Annotated in this window: 19 protein-coding genes; 10 read left to right on the top strand and 9 right to left on the bottom strand. The window is 70.7% G+C overall.

Annotated elements, in window-relative coordinates:
* Positions 1–125: 125 nt before the first annotated feature.
* Positions 126–1280, bottom strand: a complete 1155-nt coding sequence (gene dusB, locus QFZ82_RS26840) for a tRNA dihydrouridine synthase DusB (protein ID WP_307715594.1) — start codon at positions 1278–1280, stop codon at positions 126–128.
* A 53-nt stretch (positions 1281–1333) separates the two neighbouring features.
* Here dusB and QFZ82_RS26835 point away from each other — a divergent pair, with 53 nt between their 5' ends.
* On the top strand, positions 1334–2755 hold the full coding sequence (locus QFZ82_RS26835) for an MFS transporter (protein ID WP_307715593.1): 1422 nt from the start codon (positions 1334–1336) through the stop codon (positions 2753–2755).
* A gap of 268 nt (positions 2756–3023) precedes the next feature.
* Positions 3024–4157 (top strand): IS30 family transposase, encoded by a 1134-nt coding sequence (locus QFZ82_RS26830; protein WP_373429446.1) that lies wholly within the window; start codon positions 3024–3026, stop codon positions 4155–4157.
* Between the two features lie 68 nt (positions 4158–4225).
* On the opposite strand, the gene QFZ82_RS26825 is transcribed toward QFZ82_RS26830, so the two are convergent.
* Entirely contained in the window at positions 4226–4420 is a 195-nt protein-coding gene (locus tag QFZ82_RS26825; RefSeq protein ID WP_307715590.1) for a DUF6243 family protein, read from the bottom strand.
* A 235-nt stretch (positions 4421–4655) separates the two neighbouring features.
* Here QFZ82_RS26825 and QFZ82_RS26820 point away from each other — a divergent pair, with 235 nt between their 5' ends.
* Together QFZ82_RS26820 and QFZ82_RS26815 are read left to right on the top strand one after the other, a co-directional pair.
* The gene (locus QFZ82_RS26820; RefSeq protein ID WP_307715589.1) at positions 4656–5675 is read left to right on the top strand and encodes an aldo/keto reductase; all 1020 of its coding nucleotides are present in this window, start codon (positions 4656–4658) and stop codon (positions 5673–5675) included.
* Positions 5676–5705: 30 nt separating this feature from the next.
* Positions 5706–6290, top strand: a complete 585-nt coding sequence (locus QFZ82_RS26815) for a TetR family transcriptional regulator (RefSeq protein ID WP_307715588.1) — start codon at positions 5706–5708, stop codon at positions 6288–6290.
* A gap of 9 nt (positions 6291–6299) precedes the next feature.
* Here QFZ82_RS26815 and QFZ82_RS26810 read toward each other — a convergent pair whose 3' ends face one another.
* Positions 6300–6506: a hypothetical protein gene (locus QFZ82_RS26810; protein ID WP_307715587.1), complete on the bottom strand. Its 207-nt coding sequence runs from the start codon at positions 6504–6506 to the stop codon at positions 6300–6302.
* 74 nt (positions 6507–6580) lie between these two features.
* Positions 6581–7960, bottom strand: a complete 1380-nt coding sequence (locus tag QFZ82_RS26805) for a glycine--tRNA ligase (RefSeq protein ID WP_307715586.1) — start codon at positions 7958–7960, stop codon at positions 6581–6583.
* 144 nt (positions 7961–8104) lie between these two features.
* On the opposite strand from QFZ82_RS26805, the gene QFZ82_RS26800 reads away from it, so the two are divergent.
* From QFZ82_RS26800 to QFZ82_RS26785, 4 genes are read left to right on the top strand one after another with little or no spacing between them, the layout of a single operon-like run.
* Complete coding sequence (locus QFZ82_RS26800) at positions 8105–9100, top strand: metal ABC transporter substrate-binding protein (RefSeq protein WP_307715585.1); 996 nt, start codon at positions 8105–8107, stop codon at positions 9098–9100.
* A gap of 47 nt (positions 9101–9147) precedes the next feature.
* Positions 9148–9930: a metal ABC transporter ATP-binding protein gene (locus QFZ82_RS26795; protein ID WP_307715584.1), complete on the top strand. Its 783-nt coding sequence runs from the start codon at positions 9148–9150 to the stop codon at positions 9928–9930.
* A gap of 2 nt (positions 9931–9932) precedes the next feature.
* On the top strand, positions 9933–10823 hold the full coding sequence (locus QFZ82_RS26790; protein WP_307715583.1) for a metal ABC transporter permease: 891 nt from the start codon (positions 9933–9935) through the stop codon (positions 10821–10823).
* Between the two features lie 56 nt (positions 10824–10879).
* A complete protein-coding gene (locus tag QFZ82_RS26785; protein ID WP_177152456.1) occupies positions 10880–11311 on the top strand; it encodes a Fur family transcriptional regulator in 432 nt (143 codons plus the stop codon).
* Positions 11312–11547: 236 nt separating this feature from the next.
* Here QFZ82_RS26785 and QFZ82_RS26780 read toward each other — a convergent pair whose 3' ends face one another.
* The 4 genes from QFZ82_RS26780 to recO form a co-directional block, all read right to left on the bottom strand.
* On the bottom strand, positions 11548–12087 hold the full coding sequence (locus QFZ82_RS26780) for a YcxB family protein (protein WP_307715582.1): 540 nt from the start codon (positions 12085–12087) through the stop codon (positions 11548–11550).
* Positions 12088–12166: 79 nt separating this feature from the next.
* Entirely contained in the window at positions 12167–12688 is a 522-nt protein-coding gene (locus tag QFZ82_RS26775) for a YcxB family protein (protein ID WP_307715581.1), read from the bottom strand.
* Positions 12689–12722: 34 nt separating this feature from the next.
* Entirely contained in the window at positions 12723–13568 is an 846-nt protein-coding gene (locus tag QFZ82_RS26770; RefSeq protein WP_307715580.1) for an isoprenyl transferase, read from the bottom strand.
* A 14-nt stretch (positions 13569–13582) separates the two neighbouring features.
* The gene (gene recO / locus QFZ82_RS26765; RefSeq protein WP_177152452.1) at positions 13583–14329 is read right to left on the bottom strand and encodes a DNA repair protein RecO; all 747 of its coding nucleotides are present in this window, start codon (positions 14327–14329) and stop codon (positions 13583–13585) included.
* A gap of 246 nt (positions 14330–14575) precedes the next feature.
* On the opposite strand from recO, the gene QFZ82_RS26760 reads away from it, so the two are divergent.
* Complete coding sequence (locus QFZ82_RS26760; RefSeq protein WP_373429328.1) at positions 14576–15832, top strand: benzoate/H(+) symporter BenE family transporter; 1257 nt, start codon at positions 14576–14578, stop codon at positions 15830–15832.
* Between the two features lie 68 nt (positions 15833–15900).
* Complete coding sequence (locus tag QFZ82_RS26755; RefSeq protein ID WP_307715579.1) at positions 15901–16413, top strand: DinB family protein; 513 nt, start codon at positions 15901–15903, stop codon at positions 16411–16413.
* Positions 16414–16419: 6 nt separating this feature from the next.
* On the opposite strand, the gene QFZ82_RS26750 is transcribed toward QFZ82_RS26755, so the two are convergent.
* Positions 16420–16635, bottom strand: a complete 216-nt coding sequence (locus tag QFZ82_RS26750) for a hypothetical protein (protein ID WP_177152450.1) — start codon at positions 16633–16635, stop codon at positions 16420–16422.
* Between the last annotated feature and the right edge of the window lie 132 nt (positions 16636–16767).

Raw genomic sequence — 16767 nt, 5'->3', positions numbered from 1 at the left:
AAAGGTGCAGCCGTCCGAATATCGCTCATCTGAGCGCACCCCCTATCAGGGGTGGCGAGAATCACGCCGGGGAACCTGACGGAATTCCATCATCCGGACCGGCACGGGAGGTTGCCGACGAGCGCTCAGCCGCCCGAAGTGTCCAGTTCAGCGTCGGCGGTGACCCCCGCGCAGTCGTACGGATCCTTCAGCCAGCCGTCCGGCAGCACCACACGGTTGTTGCCCGACGTCCTGCCCCGAGGCCCGTCCGCGCCCACCGGCCACGACTGGTCCAGATCGAGCTCGCTCAATTGAGCGCCGAGCTCGTCGAGGGACGACGTGACCGCCAGCTTCTTGCGCATCTGCGAACCGACCGAGAAACCCTTGAGGTACCAGGCCACGTGCTTGCGGAAGTCGATCACCCCGCGCGACTCGTCGCCGATCCACTCGCCCAGCAGCGTCGCGTGCCGCAGCATCACGTCCGCGACCTCGCGCAGCGACGGCCGCGCGTAGGCGTCCGTGCGCCCCTCGAAGGCCGCCACCAGGTCGCCGAAGAGCCACGGCCGCCCGAGGCAGCCGCGCCCCACGACCACCCCGTCGCAGCCGGTCTCGCGCACCATCCGCAGCGCGTCGTCCGCCGACCAGATGTCGCCGTTGCCGAGCACCGGGATCTCCGGGACGTGCTCCTTGAGACGCGCGATCGCGTCCCAGTCGGCCGTGCCGCCGTAGTGCTGCGCCGCCGTGCGCCCGTGCAGGGCGATCGCCGTGACACCCTCGTCGACCGCGATACGGCCCGCGTCGAGATACGTGATGTGGTCGTCGTCGATGCCCTTGCGCATCTTCATCGTGACCGGCAGGTCACCCGCGTTGGTCACGGCCTCGTGGAGGATCGCCCGCAGCAGCGGCCGCTTGTACGGCAGGGCCGAGCCGCCGCCCTTGCGGGTCACCTTGGGGACCGGGCAGCCGAAGTTCAGGTCGATGTGGTCGGCCAGGTCCTCGTCCACGATCATGCGCACGGCCTTGCCGACGGTGACCGGGTCCACTCCGTACAGCTGGATCGAGCGCGGGGTCTCGGTCGCGTCGAAGTGGATGAGCTGCATCGTCTTCTCGTTGCGCTCGACCAGTGCCCGCGTCGTGATCATCTCGCTCACGAACAGTCCCTTCCCCCCGCTGAACTCGCGGCAGAGGGTGCGGAAGGGGGCGTTGGTGATTCCGGCCATGGGAGCGAGCACCACCGGCGGCTGCACGGTGTGCGGCCCGATCCGGAGCGTGGCGGCGGCGGCAGGGGCGAGCGTGGTCATGGGCCCCATTGTCGCTCACCGGCACGGCCCTCAGTCAGCCGTACTATGCGCCCATGGACGAGATCGGCCGCCGGCACCGGATCCTGATCCTGGCGATCTGCTGCACCAGCCTGCTGATCGTCAGCCTCGACAACACCGTCCTGAACGTCGCCCTCCCCTCCCTGCGCGACGAGCTGGGCGCCTCCGTCGCGGGGATGCAGTGGACGATCGACGCCTACACCCTCGTCCTCGCCTCTCTGCTGATGCTCGCCGGCTCCACCGCCGACCGCATCGGCCGCCGCCGGGTCTTCCAGGCGGGGCTCGTGCTGTTCACCCTCGGGTCCCTGCTCTGCTCGCTGGCCCCCAGCCTCGACCTGCTCGTCGCGTTCCGCATGGTGCAGGCCGTCGGCGGCTCGATGCTCAACCCCGTGGCCATGTCGATCATCACCAACACCTTCACCGACCCGCGCGAACGTGCCCGCGCCATCGGTCTCTGGGGCGGCGTCGTCGGCATCTCCATGGCCGCGGGACCGCTGGTCGGCGGCGTGCTCGTCGACTCCGTGGGCTGGCGGTCCATCTTCTGGGTCAACCTGCCCGTCGGCCTCGCCGCCCTCCTGCTCACCTGGCGTTACATCCCGGAGTCCCGGGCTCCCCGGCCCCGCCGCGTCGACCCCGTCGGCCAGCTCCTCGTGATCGTGCTGCTCGGCTCGCTCACGTACGCGATCATCGAGACCGATCCGGCCTTCGCCGTGCTCTCGGCAGCGGCCCTGGCCGGCCTCCTCCTCTACGAACCGAGGCGCCGCGATCCCCTCATCGACCTGCGCTTCTTCCGCAGCACGCCGTTCAGCGGGGCCACCGTCATCGCGGTGTGCGCGTTCGCGGCGCTCGCCGGCTTCCTCTTCGTCAACACCCTCTATCTGCAGGACGTGCGCGGCTACTCCGCCCTGCACACCGGCCTCTACATGCTGCCGATGGCGGGCCTCACCCTCGTGTCCGCGCCCCTGTCGGGCAGGCTCGTCGGCAGCCGGGGCACGCGCCTGCCGCTGCTGATCGCGGGCACGACCATGGCCGCGAGCGGAATCCTGTTCGCCGCCTTCGAGGCCGAGACCTCACAGGTGCTGATGTTCACCGGCTTCGTGCTGTTCGGCCTCGGCTTCGGCATGGTCAACACGCCGATCACCGACACCGCCGTCGCCGGCATGCCCCGCGCCCAGGCCGGAGTCGCCGCCGCCGTCGCCTCCACCAGCCGCCAGATCGGCCAGACGCTCGGCGTCGCCGTCATCGGGGCCGTACTCGCCGCCAAAGTCCCCGCCACCGCGCCCAGCGAGGGCTTCGTCGCCGCGAGCCGGCCCGCCTGGTGGATCATCGCGGGCTGCGGCCTGTGCGTGCTGGTCGTCGGCGCGCTCACCAGCGGCCGTCGCGCGCAGGAGTCCGCTCGCCGTACGGCCCGGCTCCTCGCGCCTCCCACCGAGGAGGAGGCCCCCGCCCACCGGTGACCCGCCACGGGTCGCAGCGCAGGCGGCCGTAGGTCACGCCGCCGGCGCAGCTTGGCGTCGTCGTGCCGACGACACTGCTCAGCCTGAGCCTGCCGCGCTCGGCGGCCTGAGACCGGACACGCGAAGGCCCGGACCGCGCAGCCTTCCGTTCTAGTGGTCGTCGCAACACCCCAGTTCAGGGGTGGCGATGGACTTCAAGATCCGGGAGATCCGGACGGCTCAGGGGCCGAAGAAGCTGCTGCGTGAGCGGGAGACATACTTCCGGCTCATGCAGCAGGGCTTGAGCAACAACCAGGCGTGCCTGATCGTCGGCATCAACCCGAAGACGGGCCGCCGATGGCGTAACGGTCGCAGTGCCGACCGCAAGCAGAAGGCGGCACCTCCGGTTCGGCCGGTGGTGCCGCCTTCTGACACGTCCAGGTACCTGCGCGAGGACGAACGGGTCTACATCGCCGACCGGCTCCGGGAGAAGGCCACGGTCCGTGCGATAGCCGGTGAGCTGGGCAGGAGCCCGTCGACCATCAGCCGCGAGGTCCGCCGCAACCGGCACCCCACCAATGGCCAGTACCGGCCCTTCGCCGCTCAGGCCCGCGCCGACGCGCGCCGGCCTCGCCCAAAGCCAGGGAAGATCAAACAGAGCCCCGAACTGCGCGCCTTCGTCCAGGACCGCCTGGACCTACGGTGGAGCCCTGAGCAGATCTGCCAGGCCCTGCGCGCCCAGTTCCCCGACCGGCCGGAGATGCACGTGGTCCACGAGACCGTCTACCAGGCCCTCTACGTCCAGGGCCGGGGTGAGCTGCGCCGAGAGCTGGCCAAAGCGCTGCGCACCGGCCGCGTCCGGCGCAAGCCCCGTCGCCAGGCCCAGCAGCGCCAGCCCCGCTTCCGCGATCCCATGGTGATGATCAGCGACCGTCCCGCAGAGGCCGAGGACCGGGCGGTGCCCGGCCACTGGGAAGGCGACCTGATCATCGGCAAGGACGGCGCCTCAGCCATCGGCACTTTGGTCGAACGCTCCACCCGCTATGTGCTGCTGGTGCACCTGCCGAACGGCCGGGGCACCGAGCTGGTCCGCGACGCCCTGGTCGAGACGGTCCAGACGCTGCCGGCTCACCTGAAGCGGTCGTTGACCTGGGACCAGGGCAGCGAGATGGGCCGGCACCGGGAGTTCACCGTCGCCACCGACATCCCGGTCTACTTCTCCGACCCGGCCAGCCCTTGGCAGCGCGGTTCGAACGAGAACACGAACGGCCTGCTGCGGCAGTACTTTCCCAAGGGCACCGACCTGTCCGTCCACAGTCGTGAGCACCTGGCCGCCGTCGCCGCTGAACTGAACGGTCGGCCACGCAAAACGCTCGGCTGGGAAACCCCAGCCGAGCGCCTGCATAAACTGCTCGCGGCCTGATCAACACGACCACGTGTTGCGACGACCCCTAGAAAGCGCCAGCGCGCGGCCCGGGCCTCTTCATGCGATCAGGACGCGTCCTCCTGCGGCTGCTCCTGGCCGCCCTGGGCGCGCTCGCGCATCTTGCGCAGCAGCTCCTGCTTCTGGTCGGCGGCCGCCTTGCGGTCCGCGCTGCGCGCGGGCCCGTTTCCGTGCTGGTCGGCGCGGGACAGCTTCTTGCGCTGTCCGCCCACGCCGAGCAGGTTGTTCCGGCTCTTGGCCATGGGGTTCTCCCGTCGGGGTGAGAAGGGTGAGAAGTGACTCGGATTCCGGGGGGCGGGCAGGCCGCCGCCGTCTCACTCGTAGATCTGGAAGAACGAAGACATGGCACGGACGGTAGCGCGCGGCCGGCTCCGGAGCACCCGAATTTCCGCACACCACTCGGAATGACAGATATTGAAATCTGTCAGCCGTCATGCCATAGTCGTCAGCACGAGATCCGACGAACGGGAGCCCCTCATGACCTCCGTCCCGCACGCCCTCCGCCCCCTCGGCACCACCGGCCCGCGCCTCTTCCCCCTGGGCCTCGGCTGCATGGGCATGTCCGCCCTCTACGGCGAGACCGACCGCGCCGAGTCGATCGCGACGATCCACGCCGCCCTCGACGCCGGCGTCACGCTCCTCGACACGGGCGACTTCTACGGCATGGGCCACAACGAGCTGCTGATCAACGAGGCCCTGCGCAGCGCGGGCACGTCCGCGCGCGAACAGGCCCTGATCAGCGTCAAGTTCGGCGCGCTGCGCACCGTCGAGGGCGGCTTCAGCGGCTACGACGGCCGGCCCGCCGCGGTCAAGAACTTCGCCGCGTACAGCCTCCAGCGCCTCGGCGCCGACCACATCGACATCTACCGGATCGCCCGCGTGGACCCGGACGTGCCGATCGAGGAGACCGTCGGCGCCATCGCCGAGCTGGTCGAGGCCGGCCATGTCCGCCACATCGGACTGTCGGAGGTCGGGGCGGAGACCATCCGCCGGGCCGCCTCCGTCGCCCCGATCGCCGACCTCCAGATCGAGTACTCCCTGATCTCGCGCGGCATCGAGGAGGAGATCCTGCCCACCCTCCGTGAACTGGGCATCGGTGTCACGGCGTACGGCGTGCTCTCACGCGGGCTGATCAGCGGCCACTTCACCCGTGACCATTCCTTCGCCCCCGGCGACTTCCGCGGGATGAGCCCCCGTTTCCAGGGCGACAACCTCCAGCGGAACCTGGACCTGGTGGAGCAGCTGCGCAAGGTGGCCGACGACAAGGGTGTGAGCGTGGCGCAGACGGCGATCGCCTGGGTGCTCTCGCGCGGCGAGGACATCGTGCCGCTGATCGGCGCCCGTACCCGTACGCGCCTGGCCGAGGCGCTGGGCGCGCTGGACGTGGAGCTGTCGGCCGACGACCTGGCGGCCGTCGAGCAGGCGGTTCCGGCCGGTGCCGCGGCCGGCGAGCGCTACCCCGCGGCCCAGATGGCCCACCTGGACAGCGAGCGCTGACCCCGCTGCCACGCCGGGTACTGTCACACCATGCCCACCGAGACCCTGACCGCCGAGCGCATCCTCGAAGCCACCGAGGAGGTGCTGCGACGCTACGGCCCGGCCAAGGCCACGGTCGTCGACGTCGCGCGGGCGCTCGGGGTCTCCCACGGCAGCGTCTACCGCCACTTCCGCACGAAGGCGGCGCTGCGCGAGGCGGTGACCGACCGCTGGCTGGCCCGTGCCGAGGTCGCTCTCGCCGCGCTCACCGAGGCGAAGGACCGCACCGCCCCGGAGAAGGTCGCCGACTGGCTCTCCGCGCTCTTCGAGGCCAAGCGCCACAAGGCGGGCGACGACCCCGAGCTGTTCGCCACGTACGGCGTGCTGATCGACGAGAACAGCGGCGTGGTGGACCGGCATCTGCAGGTCCTGATCGGCCAGCTGCGGCAGATCGTCGAAGAGGGCGTCCGCGCCGGGGACTTCACCGCCGACGACCCGGCGGCCACCGCACGCGCGCTGTTCGACGCGACGACCCGCTTCCACGACCCGGCGTACGCGCCGGAGTGGCGGAAGCCCACCGTCGACGCCGAGTTCGACGCCGTGGTGGGCCTCCTGCTGCGCGGCCTGCGCGCCTGACGGTGTCCGCTAGGAGGCCGTCGGGTCGACCGTCGCCTGATGCTCCCGGACCAGATGCTCCTCCGCCTTCAGCCAGGGAAGAAACTGGGCGCTCTTGCGCCACCCACAGGTGTCGCAGCGCAACTGACGCTGCACACCGGACCGTTGGACGCGCACGACGTGTTCCCTGCCGTGCCCGTCCCATCTGCTGACCTTGCTGGTGGTCATCGACACCATGGGCCCCAGTGTGCACACAAGCCCCCGGTTCCGTACCCGGAACCGGGGGCTTCGTGACGAACGTCGGACGAACGTCAGCAGCCGAGCAGGCGGCTGCCCAGGTAGCCCTGGATCTGGTCCAGGGAGACGCGCTCCTGCTTCATGGTGTCGCGCTCGCGGACCGTGACCGCGTTGTCGTCGAGGGTGTCGAAGTCGACGGTGACGCAGAACGGGGTGCCGATCTCGTCCTGGCGGCGGTAGCGGCGGCCGATGGCGCCGGCGTCGTCGAACTCGATGTTCCAGTTCTGCCGGAGGTCGGCGGCGAGGCCCTTGGCCTTGGGCGACAGCTGCGGGTTGCGGCTCAGCGGGAGCACGGCGACCTTGACGGGCGCGATGCGCGGGTCGAGGCGCATGACCGTGCGCTTCTCCATGACGCCCTTGGCGTTGGGGGCCTCGTCCTCGTTGTAGGCGTCGAGGAGGAAGGCGAGCATGGTGCGGCCGACACCGGCCGCGGGCTCGATGACGTACGGGGTCCAGCGCTCGCCGGCCTCCTGGTCGAAGTACGACAGGTCGGCGCCGGACGCCTTGGAGTGCGCGGAGAGGTCGTAGTCGGTGCGGTTGGCGACACCCTCGAGCTCGCCCCACTCGTTGCCGCCGAACTGGAAGCGGTACTCGATGTCGGCGGTGCGCTTGGAGTAGTGGGAGAGCTTCTCGGCCGGGTGCTCGAACCAGCGCATGTTCTCCTCACGCAGGCCGAGGCCGGTGTACCAGTTCCAGCGCTGCTCCATCCAGTACTCGTGCCACTGCTCGTCCTCGCCCGGCTTGACGAAGAACTCCATCTCCATCTGCTCGAACTCGCGGGTGCGGAAGATGAAGTTGCCCGGCGTGATCTCGTTCCGGAAGGACTTGCCCATCTGCGCGATGCCGAACGGGGGCTTCTTGCGCGAGGTCTGCTGGACCTGGGCGAAGTTGGTGAAGATGCCCTGGGCGGTCTCGGGGCGCAGGTAGGCGATGGAGCCGGAGTCCTGCGTGGGACCGAGGTGGGTGGAGAGCAGGCCGGAGAACTGCTTGGGCTCGGTGAACTGGCCCTTGTTGCCGCAGTTGGGGCAGTTGACCTCGGCGAGGCTCTCCGGGAGGCGGCCGTGCTTCGCCTCGAAGGCCTCCTCCAGGTGGTCGGCGCGGTAGCGCTTGTGGCAGGAGGTGCACTCGGTGAGCGGGTCGGTGAAGGTGGCGACGTGACCGGAGGCCTCCCACACCTCCGTGGCCAGGATCACCGACGAGTCGATACCGACGACGTCCTCGCGGGAGGTGACCATGTAGCGCCACCACTGGCGCTTGATGTTCTCCTTGAGCTCGACACCCAGCGGTCCGTAGTCCCAGGCGGCCTTCTGGCCGCCGTAGATCTCGCTGCACGGGTAGACGAAGCCACGGCGCTTGCTCAGGCTGACGATGGTGTCGATCTTGTCGGCGGCCACGGTGCTCTCTTCATTACGACGACGACGAACGGAGAATGCTTCAGGTTACCGGCGGCCGCACCCCCCGGATCAAATCGGTCCGGTGAATGGCCAGGCCACAAGGTTTATTGACAATCGTTTCCGATTTTGTTGAAAATGACTGTCATGAACGTACGACGCCTCATACCCACCACCGCCGTCGCCGGAGCCGTCGCGCTCGGCCTCGTGGCCGTCTCCGCGTGCTCCTCCTCCGGCGCTGCCGAGGGCGGCAGCGACGGCAAGCTGAAGGTCGTGGCGTCTTTCTATCCGATGCAGTATCTCGCCGAGCAGATAGGTGGCGCCAACGTCTCCGTCACCACGCTCACCAAGCCCGGCGTGGAGCCGCACGACCTCGAGCTCAAGCCCCGCCAGACCGCCGAGCTGAACGACTCCGGCCTGATCCTCTACCTCAAGGGCGTCCAGCCCGCCGTCGACGACGCGATCGCCGAGTCCGGCGTGGAACACAAGGTCGACGCCACCACGCTGACGACGCTGGAGAACCACGGCACCGGGGCCGGCCACGACCACGGGCACGAGGAGAGCGGCCACGAAGAGGCCGCCCACGAGGACGAGCACGGCCAGGAGGGCGAGAGCGAGGCGGGCGCCGACCCGCACATCTGGCTGGACCCGGTGAAGTACGCCGAGGTCGCCAAGGGCGTGGGCAAGGCACTCGGCAAGGCCGACCCGGACCACGCCGCCGACTACACGAAGAACGCCGACGCCCTGGTTTCGAAGCTGAACGGCCTGAACACCGACTTCGAGCAGGGCCTGAAGAACTCGTCCACGAAGACGTTCATCACCACGCACTCCGCCTTCGGCTACCTCGCCGAGCGCTACGGCCTCGACCAGGAGGGCATCGCGGGCGTCGACCCCGAGTCCGAGCCCAGCCCGGCGCGGATCAAGGAACTGCAGACGATCGCGAAGAAGGAGAAGGTCACCACCGTCTTCTTCGAGACCCTCGCGAGCGACAGGACGGCGAAGACGCTCGCGGCCGACGCCGGCCTGAGGACGGACGTCCTCGACCCGCTGGAGGGAATCACCGACAGGTCCAAGGGCGATGACTACATGGAGGTCATGCGCTCCAACCTCGCCGCGCTGCAGAAGGCTCTCGGCGCGAAGTGATCCCGCACGACGCGACACCCACCCCGCACGCAACGGAGGCACACGCCATGGAGCCCGTCACGGACCCGGCCGTCGATCCGGTCATATCCGTCAGCGGTGCCCGGGCCACGCTCGGCACGCGCCCCGTGCTGCGCGGCGTGGACCTCACCGTCGGGCGCGGTGAGGTCGTGGCGCTGCTCGGCGCCAACGGCTCCGGCAAGTCGACCGCGGTGCGCTCCGTGATCGGCCAGGTGCCGCTGACAAGCGGCTCCATCGAGCTGTTCGGCACGCCCCTGCGCCGCTTCCGGCAGTGGGCGCGGGTCGGCTACGTGCCGCAGCGGACGACGGCCGCGAGCGGCGTGCCGGCGACCGTGCGGGAGGTCGTGTCCGCGGGCCGCCTCTCCCGCACCCGTTTCGGTTTCTCCTCGCGCGCCGACAAGGCGGCCGTGGGGCGGGCCATCGCTCTGGTGGGTCTCGCCGACCGGGCCGGGGACTCGGTGACCGCGCTGTCGGGCGGCCAGCACCAGAGGGTGCTGATCGCGCGGGCGCTGGCCTCCGAGCCCGAACTGCTGATCATGGACGAGCCGATGGCGGGAGTGGACCTGGCGAGCCAGGAGATCCTCGCGTCGACGCTGCGCGACCAGGTCGCGGGCGGCACCTCGGTGCTGCTCGTGCTGCACGAGCTGGGGCCGCTCGAGCCGCTGATCGACCGGGCCGTGGTGCTGCGCGACGGCTGTGTGGTGCATGACGGGCCGCCGCCGACGGCGGTGGGCCAGCACGCCCTGCCGGGCCACGACCACGTACATCCGCACGCGGCCGACGAGCCGCTCCGCACGGGACTGCTGACCTGATCATGGAAATCCTGGACACCCCCTTCATGCAGCGGGCGCTGCTCGCGGCGCTGCTGGTCGGCATCACCGCCCCGGCGGTCGGCATTCATCTGGTCCAGCGCCGGCAGGCGCTGATGGGCGACGGAATCGGCCATGTCGCGATGACGGGCGTCGGCCTCGGCTTCCTGCTGTCCACCAACCCGGTGTGGATGGCGACGCTGGTGTCGGTGCTCGGCGCGGTGCTGATGGAGCTCATCCGTGCCCACGGGCGCACGCGCGGCGACATCGCGCTGGCGATGCTGTTCTACGGCGGCATGGCCGGCGGCGTGATGCTCGTCAACCTCTCCGACACGGGGTCGACGGCGAACCTGAGCTCGTTCCTGTTCGGCTCGCTGTCCACGGTGTCGCCGGAGGACCTGACGGCCATCGCGATCCTGGCCGGCTTCGTGGTGCTGGTCTCGCTGGGGCTGCGCAAGCAGCTGTTCGCGATCAGCCAGGACGAGGAGTTCGCGCGGGTGACCGGCCTGCCGGTCCGCGCGCTGAATCTGCTGGTCGCGGTGACGGCGGCGGTCACGGTCAGCGTGGCGATGCGCGTCGTGGGCCTGCTGCTGGTCAGCGCGCTGATGGTGGTTCCGGTGGCGGCCGCGCAGCAGGTGACGCGCTCGTTCCGGGCGACGTTCGCGCTCGCGGTGGGGATCGGGGTCACCGTGGCCCTGACCGGAACCAGCACCTCCTACTACCAGGACGTGCCGCCCGGAGCGACGATTGTCCTGCTGGCCATCGCCGTCTTCGTCGTGCTCACCGCGCTGGCGCTGCCACTGGCGCGCCTGCGGGCGAAACCGGCGGAGGGCGGCGCCGAGTGCACAGTGGACATGCCGGGTACGCGACGGCCGAGTGACGACGTCAAGGTCTGAGCGCGGGCCTGGCAGAATGGCCCGACACATTGTGCGGGCGAGGCAAGGAGGCTCCTGTGACCACGGCGCCAACCGGCGGGAACACCGCCCCGGTGCGAGGCCGGTCCACCCGGCAGCGTGCCGCGGTAGCGGCGGCGCTGGACGAGGTGGACGAGTTCCGCAGTGCGCAGGAGCTGCACGACATGCTCAAGCACCGCGGCGACTCGGTGGGCCTGACGACGGTCTACCGCACGCTCCAGTCGCTCGCCGACGCGGGTGAGGTGGACGTGCTGCGCACGAGCGACGGCGAGTCGGTCTACCGGCGCTGTTCGACGGACGACCATCACCACCACCTGGTCTGCCGGATGTGCGGCAAGGCGGTGGAGGTCGAGGGCCCGGCCGTGGAGCAGTGGGCGGAGACGATCGCCGCCCAGCACGGATACGTGAACGTGGCGCACACGGTCGAGATCTTCGGCACGTGCGCGGAGTGCGCGGCGAAGGCGAACTGACCGCCCGCGCGCACCCCGCGCGGCATCCGCAGCCCCATGGCGTGCCGCGTAGACCCCCCGTCGCGTGGGCCGCGCCGTACGGCCCCGCCTCGTGATCGCCGGGGTTGATCCCCGGCCGTCGCCACCGTGTCCGATATGGGAGAACGGACACATGTGCCGCCCGTACGTCATGCAGGCGACCGCCGCCGGGGGCGGGCGTGTTCGTGCCCCAGACCTGCCGCCGCTGGTCCTGACGGTCACACCCGCCGGACGTGCTCGTCGAGCAGGGCGCGAAGGCGGTCGACGTCGTCCGGGGCGGAGACGCCCCGCTTGGGAAGGACCATCACACCGACACTGTGCTTGTCGGCGGTGAACAGCACGAACAGCTCGTCGGTCTCGGCGTAGCGGGGGTACATCTCCCAGTTGGTGGTGCTCGTGCTGTCGCGCGTGGTCAGGCGTATGCCGGTGTCGTCGACGGTGGCGCCGAACTCGCCCTGCCGGGCGGCCAGCGGGTGGAGCTGGCGGGCCTGGAGCGAGGGCAGCAGATAGAGGCTGCCGAAGGCGAGGACGGTGAGGGCCACACCGGCGACGAGGACGGTGAGGTCACCGTCGCCGACGACGGTCTGCAGGGCGACGACGCCGATGCCCATGACACCGGTGAAGAGCAGCAGGCGGCGGGTGCGGCGGCCGGAGGGGGTGGCCCGCATCCGGGCGTTCAGTGCGCCCGCCATGTCAGCGACGGTGGGCTCGTAGCGGAGCGCCACCGTCTGTCCGTCCTGCTGCTGCACCTCTGCCACGGTCCCTCCTGTACGCGACTGCCGAGCCGTGATCGTATCGGCGGACACACTCAATTCCTACGCGGGGTGCGGGCGTTGCTCACAGCCTCGGCAGATGCCGGTCGAGCGTCGCGCGGAGCCGGTCGGCGTCCCCGGCATCCCGCAGGCCGCGCTTGGGCAGGACCTCCACCCACATGACGCCCCGGTCCCGGCTGAGCAGGACGAAGCTGTCGGCAGTCTCGCGGTGGCCGCGGAAGAGCGTCCAGCGCTGGGTGAGCGCGCAGTGGTCGTTCACGGCCGTGACGCCGTCCTCGGTGACCGTCGTGCGGTAGTCGCCCTGCCACCCGACGATGCGCAGCACCTGCGAGGCGTACAGGTGCGGGATCGCCCACACGAAGACGCCGAGCAGCACGGGCACCACGGCCGGCCCGCGCGAGGCGGGAGCGAACGCCGGCAGGATCCCCCAGGCCAGGAGAAGGGCGGTCACGATCCACCGCACCCACGTCATCCGCCGGTATCTCTCGCGCACACGGACCGCGGTCAGAATGTCGGCGCGCGTCGGCCGGTGGACCAGCTCGACCGCTTCCGTCGTGTGTTCGGTGTCCCGCCCCTGGTGATCCATGGGCGGGACCCTAACGGCTGCCGGTCCGCGCCGGTCAGCCGGTCTCCCCGTCCGGCCGGCCCTGCATGGCCAGCAGCTCCTCGTTGGGGATCGCGCCGCCGAAGCGGCGGTCGCGCTGGGCGTACTCGAGGCAGGCGCGCCACAGGTCGCGGCGGTCGAAGTCGGGCCACAGCACGTCCTGGAAGACCATCTCGGCGTACGCGCTCTGCCAGAGCAGGTAGTTGGAGGTGCGCTGTTCGCCGCTCGGCCGCAGGAACAGGTCCACGTCCGGCATGTCCGCGTAGTACAGGTACTTGGCGAAGGTCTTCTCCGTGACCTTCGCCGGATCGAGCTTCCCGGCCTTCACGTCCGCCGCCAGCGCCTGTGCCGCGTCCGCGATCTCGGCACGGCCGCCGTAGTTCATGCAGAAGTACAGCGTCAGCCGGTCGTTGTCCTTGGTCTGCTCCTGGGCGATCTGGAGCTCCTTCGCCACCGACCGCCACAGCTTGGGCATCCGGCCCACCCAGCGCACCCGGATGCCGAGTTCGTCGAGCTGGTCGCGTGTCTTGCGGATGAAGTCCCGGTTGAAGTTCATCAGGAAGCGCACCTCGTCGGGCGAGCGCCGCCAGTTCTCGGTGGAGAACGCGTACAGGGAGACGCTTCCGACGCCCATCTCGATCGCGCCCTGCAGCACGTCCAGCACGCGCTCGGCGCCGACCTTGTGGCCCTCGGTGCGCGGCAGGCCGCGGTCCTTGGCCCAGCGGCCGTTGCCGTCCATGACGATCGCCACGTGCTTCGGCACGAGCTCGCCGGGAATCCTCGGCGGGCGCGCCCCCGACGGGTGCGGCTCGGGGACCTTGTACTCGCGGCGGGACCGGCCCAGGATTCCGCGTCGTGCCATGCGGCTCACATCTCCTATTTCTCTACGTATCTGAGCGAGCGCAGGCCGCGCTCCAGGTGCCAGTGCAGATAGGCGGACACGAGTCCGCTGCCCTCCCTGACATGACGCGCCTCGCACGCGTCCGCCGTCGCCCAGTCGCCGGTGAGCAGCGCGCTGAGCAGGCCGATGGCCTCCGCCGAGGGTACGACGCTGCCCGGCACCCGGCAGTCGCCGCATATGGCGCCGCCCGCGGCGACGGAGAAGAAGCGGTTGGGGCCGGGCAGTCCGCAGCGGGCGCAGTCGTCGAAGCTGGGGGCGTAGCCGTTGACCGCGAGGGACCGCAGCAGGAAGGCGTCGAGCACGAGCCCCGGCGCGTGCTCGCCCCGGGCGAGGGTCCGCAGGGCGCCGACGAGCAGGAGGTACTGCTGGACGGCCGGCTCGCCCTCGTGGTCGGTGAACCGCTCCGCGGTCTCCAGCATCGCCGTGCCGGCGGTGTAGCGGGCGTAGTCGGTGACGATGGCGCCGCCGTAGGGCGCGATGGTCTCCGACTGGGTGCACAGCGGCAGCCCGCGACCCACGAGCTCGCTGCCCCGGGCGAAGAACTGCACGTCGACGTGCGAGAAGGGCTCCAGCCTGGCTCCGAACTTGGACTTGGTGCGCCGCACGCCGCGCGCGACGGCCCGTACCCGTCCGTGGCCGCGAGTGAGCAGCGTGATGATGCGGTCCGCCTCACCCAGCTTCTGGGTGCGCAGGACGACGCCGTCATCGCGGAACAGGCTCATGGGCCCATTCTCCCGTACCCCGGGGGCCGCCGGGCACGGGCCGGTCGATCCGCCGGCCGCTCCTCGGCCGCGCGGTGGCGGTGTCGCCCGGGGACCCGGCGCGGGGCGCTGGACGTCACGGCCGGACCCGCCCCGGTCTTCTCGCATCCTGAAACTCCCGCCCGCCGTCCCCCGGCCCGGCGGAGAATCCTGGACGAACCGCGCTGCCGACCCGACCAGGCCCCGACCCGGGCCGCGGAGGACCCGTTGAGCCCCGACACATCCACCGACACCCAGGCCCCCACCCAGCACCCGGACTCCGCTCCGGCTTCCGCCGGGAAGCCGTCCCGGCTGTGGCGCGACGCCTCCCTGTCGGCGGTGCTGGCCGGGTTCGTGGCCGTCGTCGTCTCCTACTCGGGCCCACTGGTGATCGTGCTCACCGCCGCCACGGCGGGCGGCCTGTCCACCGCCGAGACGGGCTCCTGGATCTGGGCGATCTCCATCGGCAGCGGCCTGACGTGCATCGGTCTGAGCCTGCGCACCCGGATGCCGGTGATCACCGCGTGGTCGACGCCGGGTGCCGCCCTGCTGGTCACGAGCCTGGGTGCGTACTCGTACGCGGAGGCCGTCGGCGCGTTCCTCGTGACCGGAGCGGTGATCACGCTGGTCGGACTGACCGGGGTCTTCGGCCGGCTGATACGCCAGGTCCCCGGCGCTGTCGTGGCCGCGATGCTCGCGGGGATCCTCTTCTCGTTCGGCGCCGGGGTCTTCACGTCGCTGCGGACGGGCCCGTGGATCGCCGGTGCGGTCCTCGTCGGCTATCTGCTCGCCAAGCGGTGGCTGCCCCGGTACGCGGTGCTGGTCGCCCTCGCCGCCGGCATCGCCGTCAGCGCCGCGGCCTCGCGCATCGACATCCGCCTCGACCGGGTGGAGCTGGCCCGCCCGGTGTTCACCGCGCCCGACTTCTCCCTCGCCTCCCTGATCGGCATCGCGGTGCCGCTGATCCTGGCGACGCTCGCCTCGCAGAACGCGCCCGGCATGGCGGTGCTCTCCGCGTCCGGCTACGCGCCGAACGACCGCCTCCTCATCGGTTCCACCGGCCTCGTGTCCACGGCGCTCGCGCCCTTCGGCTCCCACGCGGTCAATCTGGCGGCGATCACGGCGGCCATCTGCACGGGCCCGGAGGCCCACCACGACCCGCGCCGCCGCTACGTCGCGGGCGTCTCGTGCGGCGCGTTCTACCTGCTGGTCGGGGCGTTCGGCTCGACGCTGGTGGTCCTGTTCGCGGGGCTGCCGAAGGAACTCGTGGCGGCGGTGGCGGGAGTGGCCCTCTTCGGGGCCCTGGCGGGCGGTCTCGCCGGAGCCGTTCAGGAGCCGAAGGACCGCGAGCCGGCCCTGATCACGTTCCTGGCCACCGCCTCCGGCCTCACCCTCTTCGGCATCGGATCGGCCTTCTGGGGCCTGCTGTTCGGCGTCCTGTCCCATGTCGCACTGTCGCGTCGCACGGCGCCTGCCCGGGCCTGACCGTCACCTTTCCACCGGCCGGAAAACGTGATGCGGCCGCGACGGGCGCCGCGCTAGCGTCCGTGGCCATGACGCCATCCCGCATACGGCCCCCCTTCTCCGCGGACGAACGGACGCAACTCCTCGGCTGGTTCGACATGCAGCGCGCGATCGTGCACTACAAGTGCGAGGGCCTGTCCGACGAGGACGCCCACCGCGCGGTCCTGCCCTCCTCGCCCCTGATGACCATGGCGGGGATCGTCTCCCACCTGCGCTGGGTCGAGCACGCCTGGTTCGAGGTACTGTTCCTCGGCCGCCCGGCCGAGGGACCGCAGTTCGTCGACGAGCCCGAGGACGCGGACATGCGGGCGGAGGGCATCCCACTGGCGCAGCTCCTGGACGAGTACGAGAAGCAGTGCGCGGTCTCGGACGAGATCATCGCCGCCCACGGCTTCGACGAGGTGGGACGCCATCCCGACTTCACCTCCGCCCAGGCATCGCTGCGCTGGATGCTGATCCACATGATCGAGGAGACCGCCCGGCACGCGGGACACATGGACACGATCCGGGAGCTCCTGGATGGCGCGACCGGTTACTACTGAACCGGCTCAGGGCAGTTCGCCCCGGCTGCGGGCGTTCACGTACGCCGTCGTCGCGCTGATCCGCTCCGCCGCCGTCGCGGGCCGCACCTCTTCCGGGGAGCACTCCCACTCCCGGCCACCGCCGACGGGTCTCAGCGAGAGGAACGGACCGGCCGGCCCCATGAGCCGGCCCACCCGGCCGGTGCGGGTGTCGACGACGTACGTACCGATGGGCAGGGTCATGGCGTACGGCCCCCTTCCCTGGGCAGAGCTGCCGCGATCAGGCGGACAGTGTCCACCGCGCGGCACCCCGATTCGACGAGCGGACACGGCGTGTCCCGAGCGTTCCCATTCTGCTCCGGATTCACCTTTCGC

Source organism: Streptomyces sp. V4I23 (genome assembly GCF_030817975.1).
GTDB lineage: Bacteria > Actinomycetota > Actinomycetes > Streptomycetales > Streptomycetaceae > Streptomyces.
This window is presented reverse-complemented; position numbering and strand designations above follow the sequence as displayed.

What these genes read in the sequence shown, in the direction of transcription:
- QFZ82_RS26790 (WP_307715583.1), top strand. Translation starts at nt 9,933, where the DNA reads ATGGAAATCCTGGACACCCCCTTCATGCAGCGGGCGCTGCTCGCGGCG.
- QFZ82_RS26750 (WP_177152450.1), bottom strand. Translation starts at nt 16,635, where the DNA reads ATGACCCTGCCCATCGGTACGTACGTCGTCGACACCCGCACCGGCCGG.
- dusB (WP_307715594.1), bottom strand. Translation starts at nt 1,280, where the DNA reads ATGACCACGCTCGCCCCTGCCGCCGCCGCCACGCTCCGGATCGGGCCG.
- QFZ82_RS26800 (WP_307715585.1), top strand. Translation starts at nt 8,105, where the DNA reads ATGAACGTACGACGCCTCATACCCACCACCGCCGTCGCCGGAGCCGTC.
- QFZ82_RS26755 (WP_307715579.1), top strand. Translation starts at nt 15,901, where the DNA reads ATGACGCCATCCCGCATACGGCCCCCCTTCTCCGCGGACGAACGGACG.
- QFZ82_RS26815 (WP_307715588.1), top strand. Translation starts at nt 5,706, where the DNA reads ATGCCCACCGAGACCCTGACCGCCGAGCGCATCCTCGAAGCCACCGAG.
- QFZ82_RS26810 (WP_307715587.1), bottom strand. Translation starts at nt 6,506, where the DNA reads ATGGTGTCGATGACCACCAGCAAGGTCAGCAGATGGGACGGGCACGGC.
- recO (WP_177152452.1), bottom strand. Translation starts at nt 14,329, where the DNA reads ATGAGCCTGTTCCGCGATGACGGCGTCGTCCTGCGCACCCAGAAGCTG.
- QFZ82_RS26775 (WP_307715581.1), bottom strand. Translation starts at nt 12,688, where the DNA reads ATGGATCACCAGGGGCGGGACACCGAACACACGACGGAAGCGGTCGAG.
- QFZ82_RS26835 (WP_307715593.1), top strand. Translation starts at nt 1,334, where the DNA reads ATGGACGAGATCGGCCGCCGGCACCGGATCCTGATCCTGGCGATCTGC.
- QFZ82_RS26770 (WP_307715580.1), bottom strand. Translation starts at nt 13,568, where the DNA reads ATGGCACGACGCGGAATCCTGGGCCGGTCCCGCCGCGAGTACAAGGTC.
- QFZ82_RS26825 (WP_307715590.1), bottom strand. Translation starts at nt 4,420, where the DNA reads ATGGCCAAGAGCCGGAACAACCTGCTCGGCGTGGGCGGACAGCGCAAG.
- QFZ82_RS26830 (WP_373429446.1), top strand. Translation starts at nt 3,024, where the DNA reads ATGCAGCAGGGCTTGAGCAACAACCAGGCGTGCCTGATCGTCGGCATC.
- QFZ82_RS26795 (WP_307715584.1), top strand. Translation starts at nt 9,148, where the DNA reads ATGGAGCCCGTCACGGACCCGGCCGTCGATCCGGTCATATCCGTCAGC.
- QFZ82_RS26820 (WP_307715589.1), top strand. Translation starts at nt 4,656, where the DNA reads ATGACCTCCGTCCCGCACGCCCTCCGCCCCCTCGGCACCACCGGCCCG.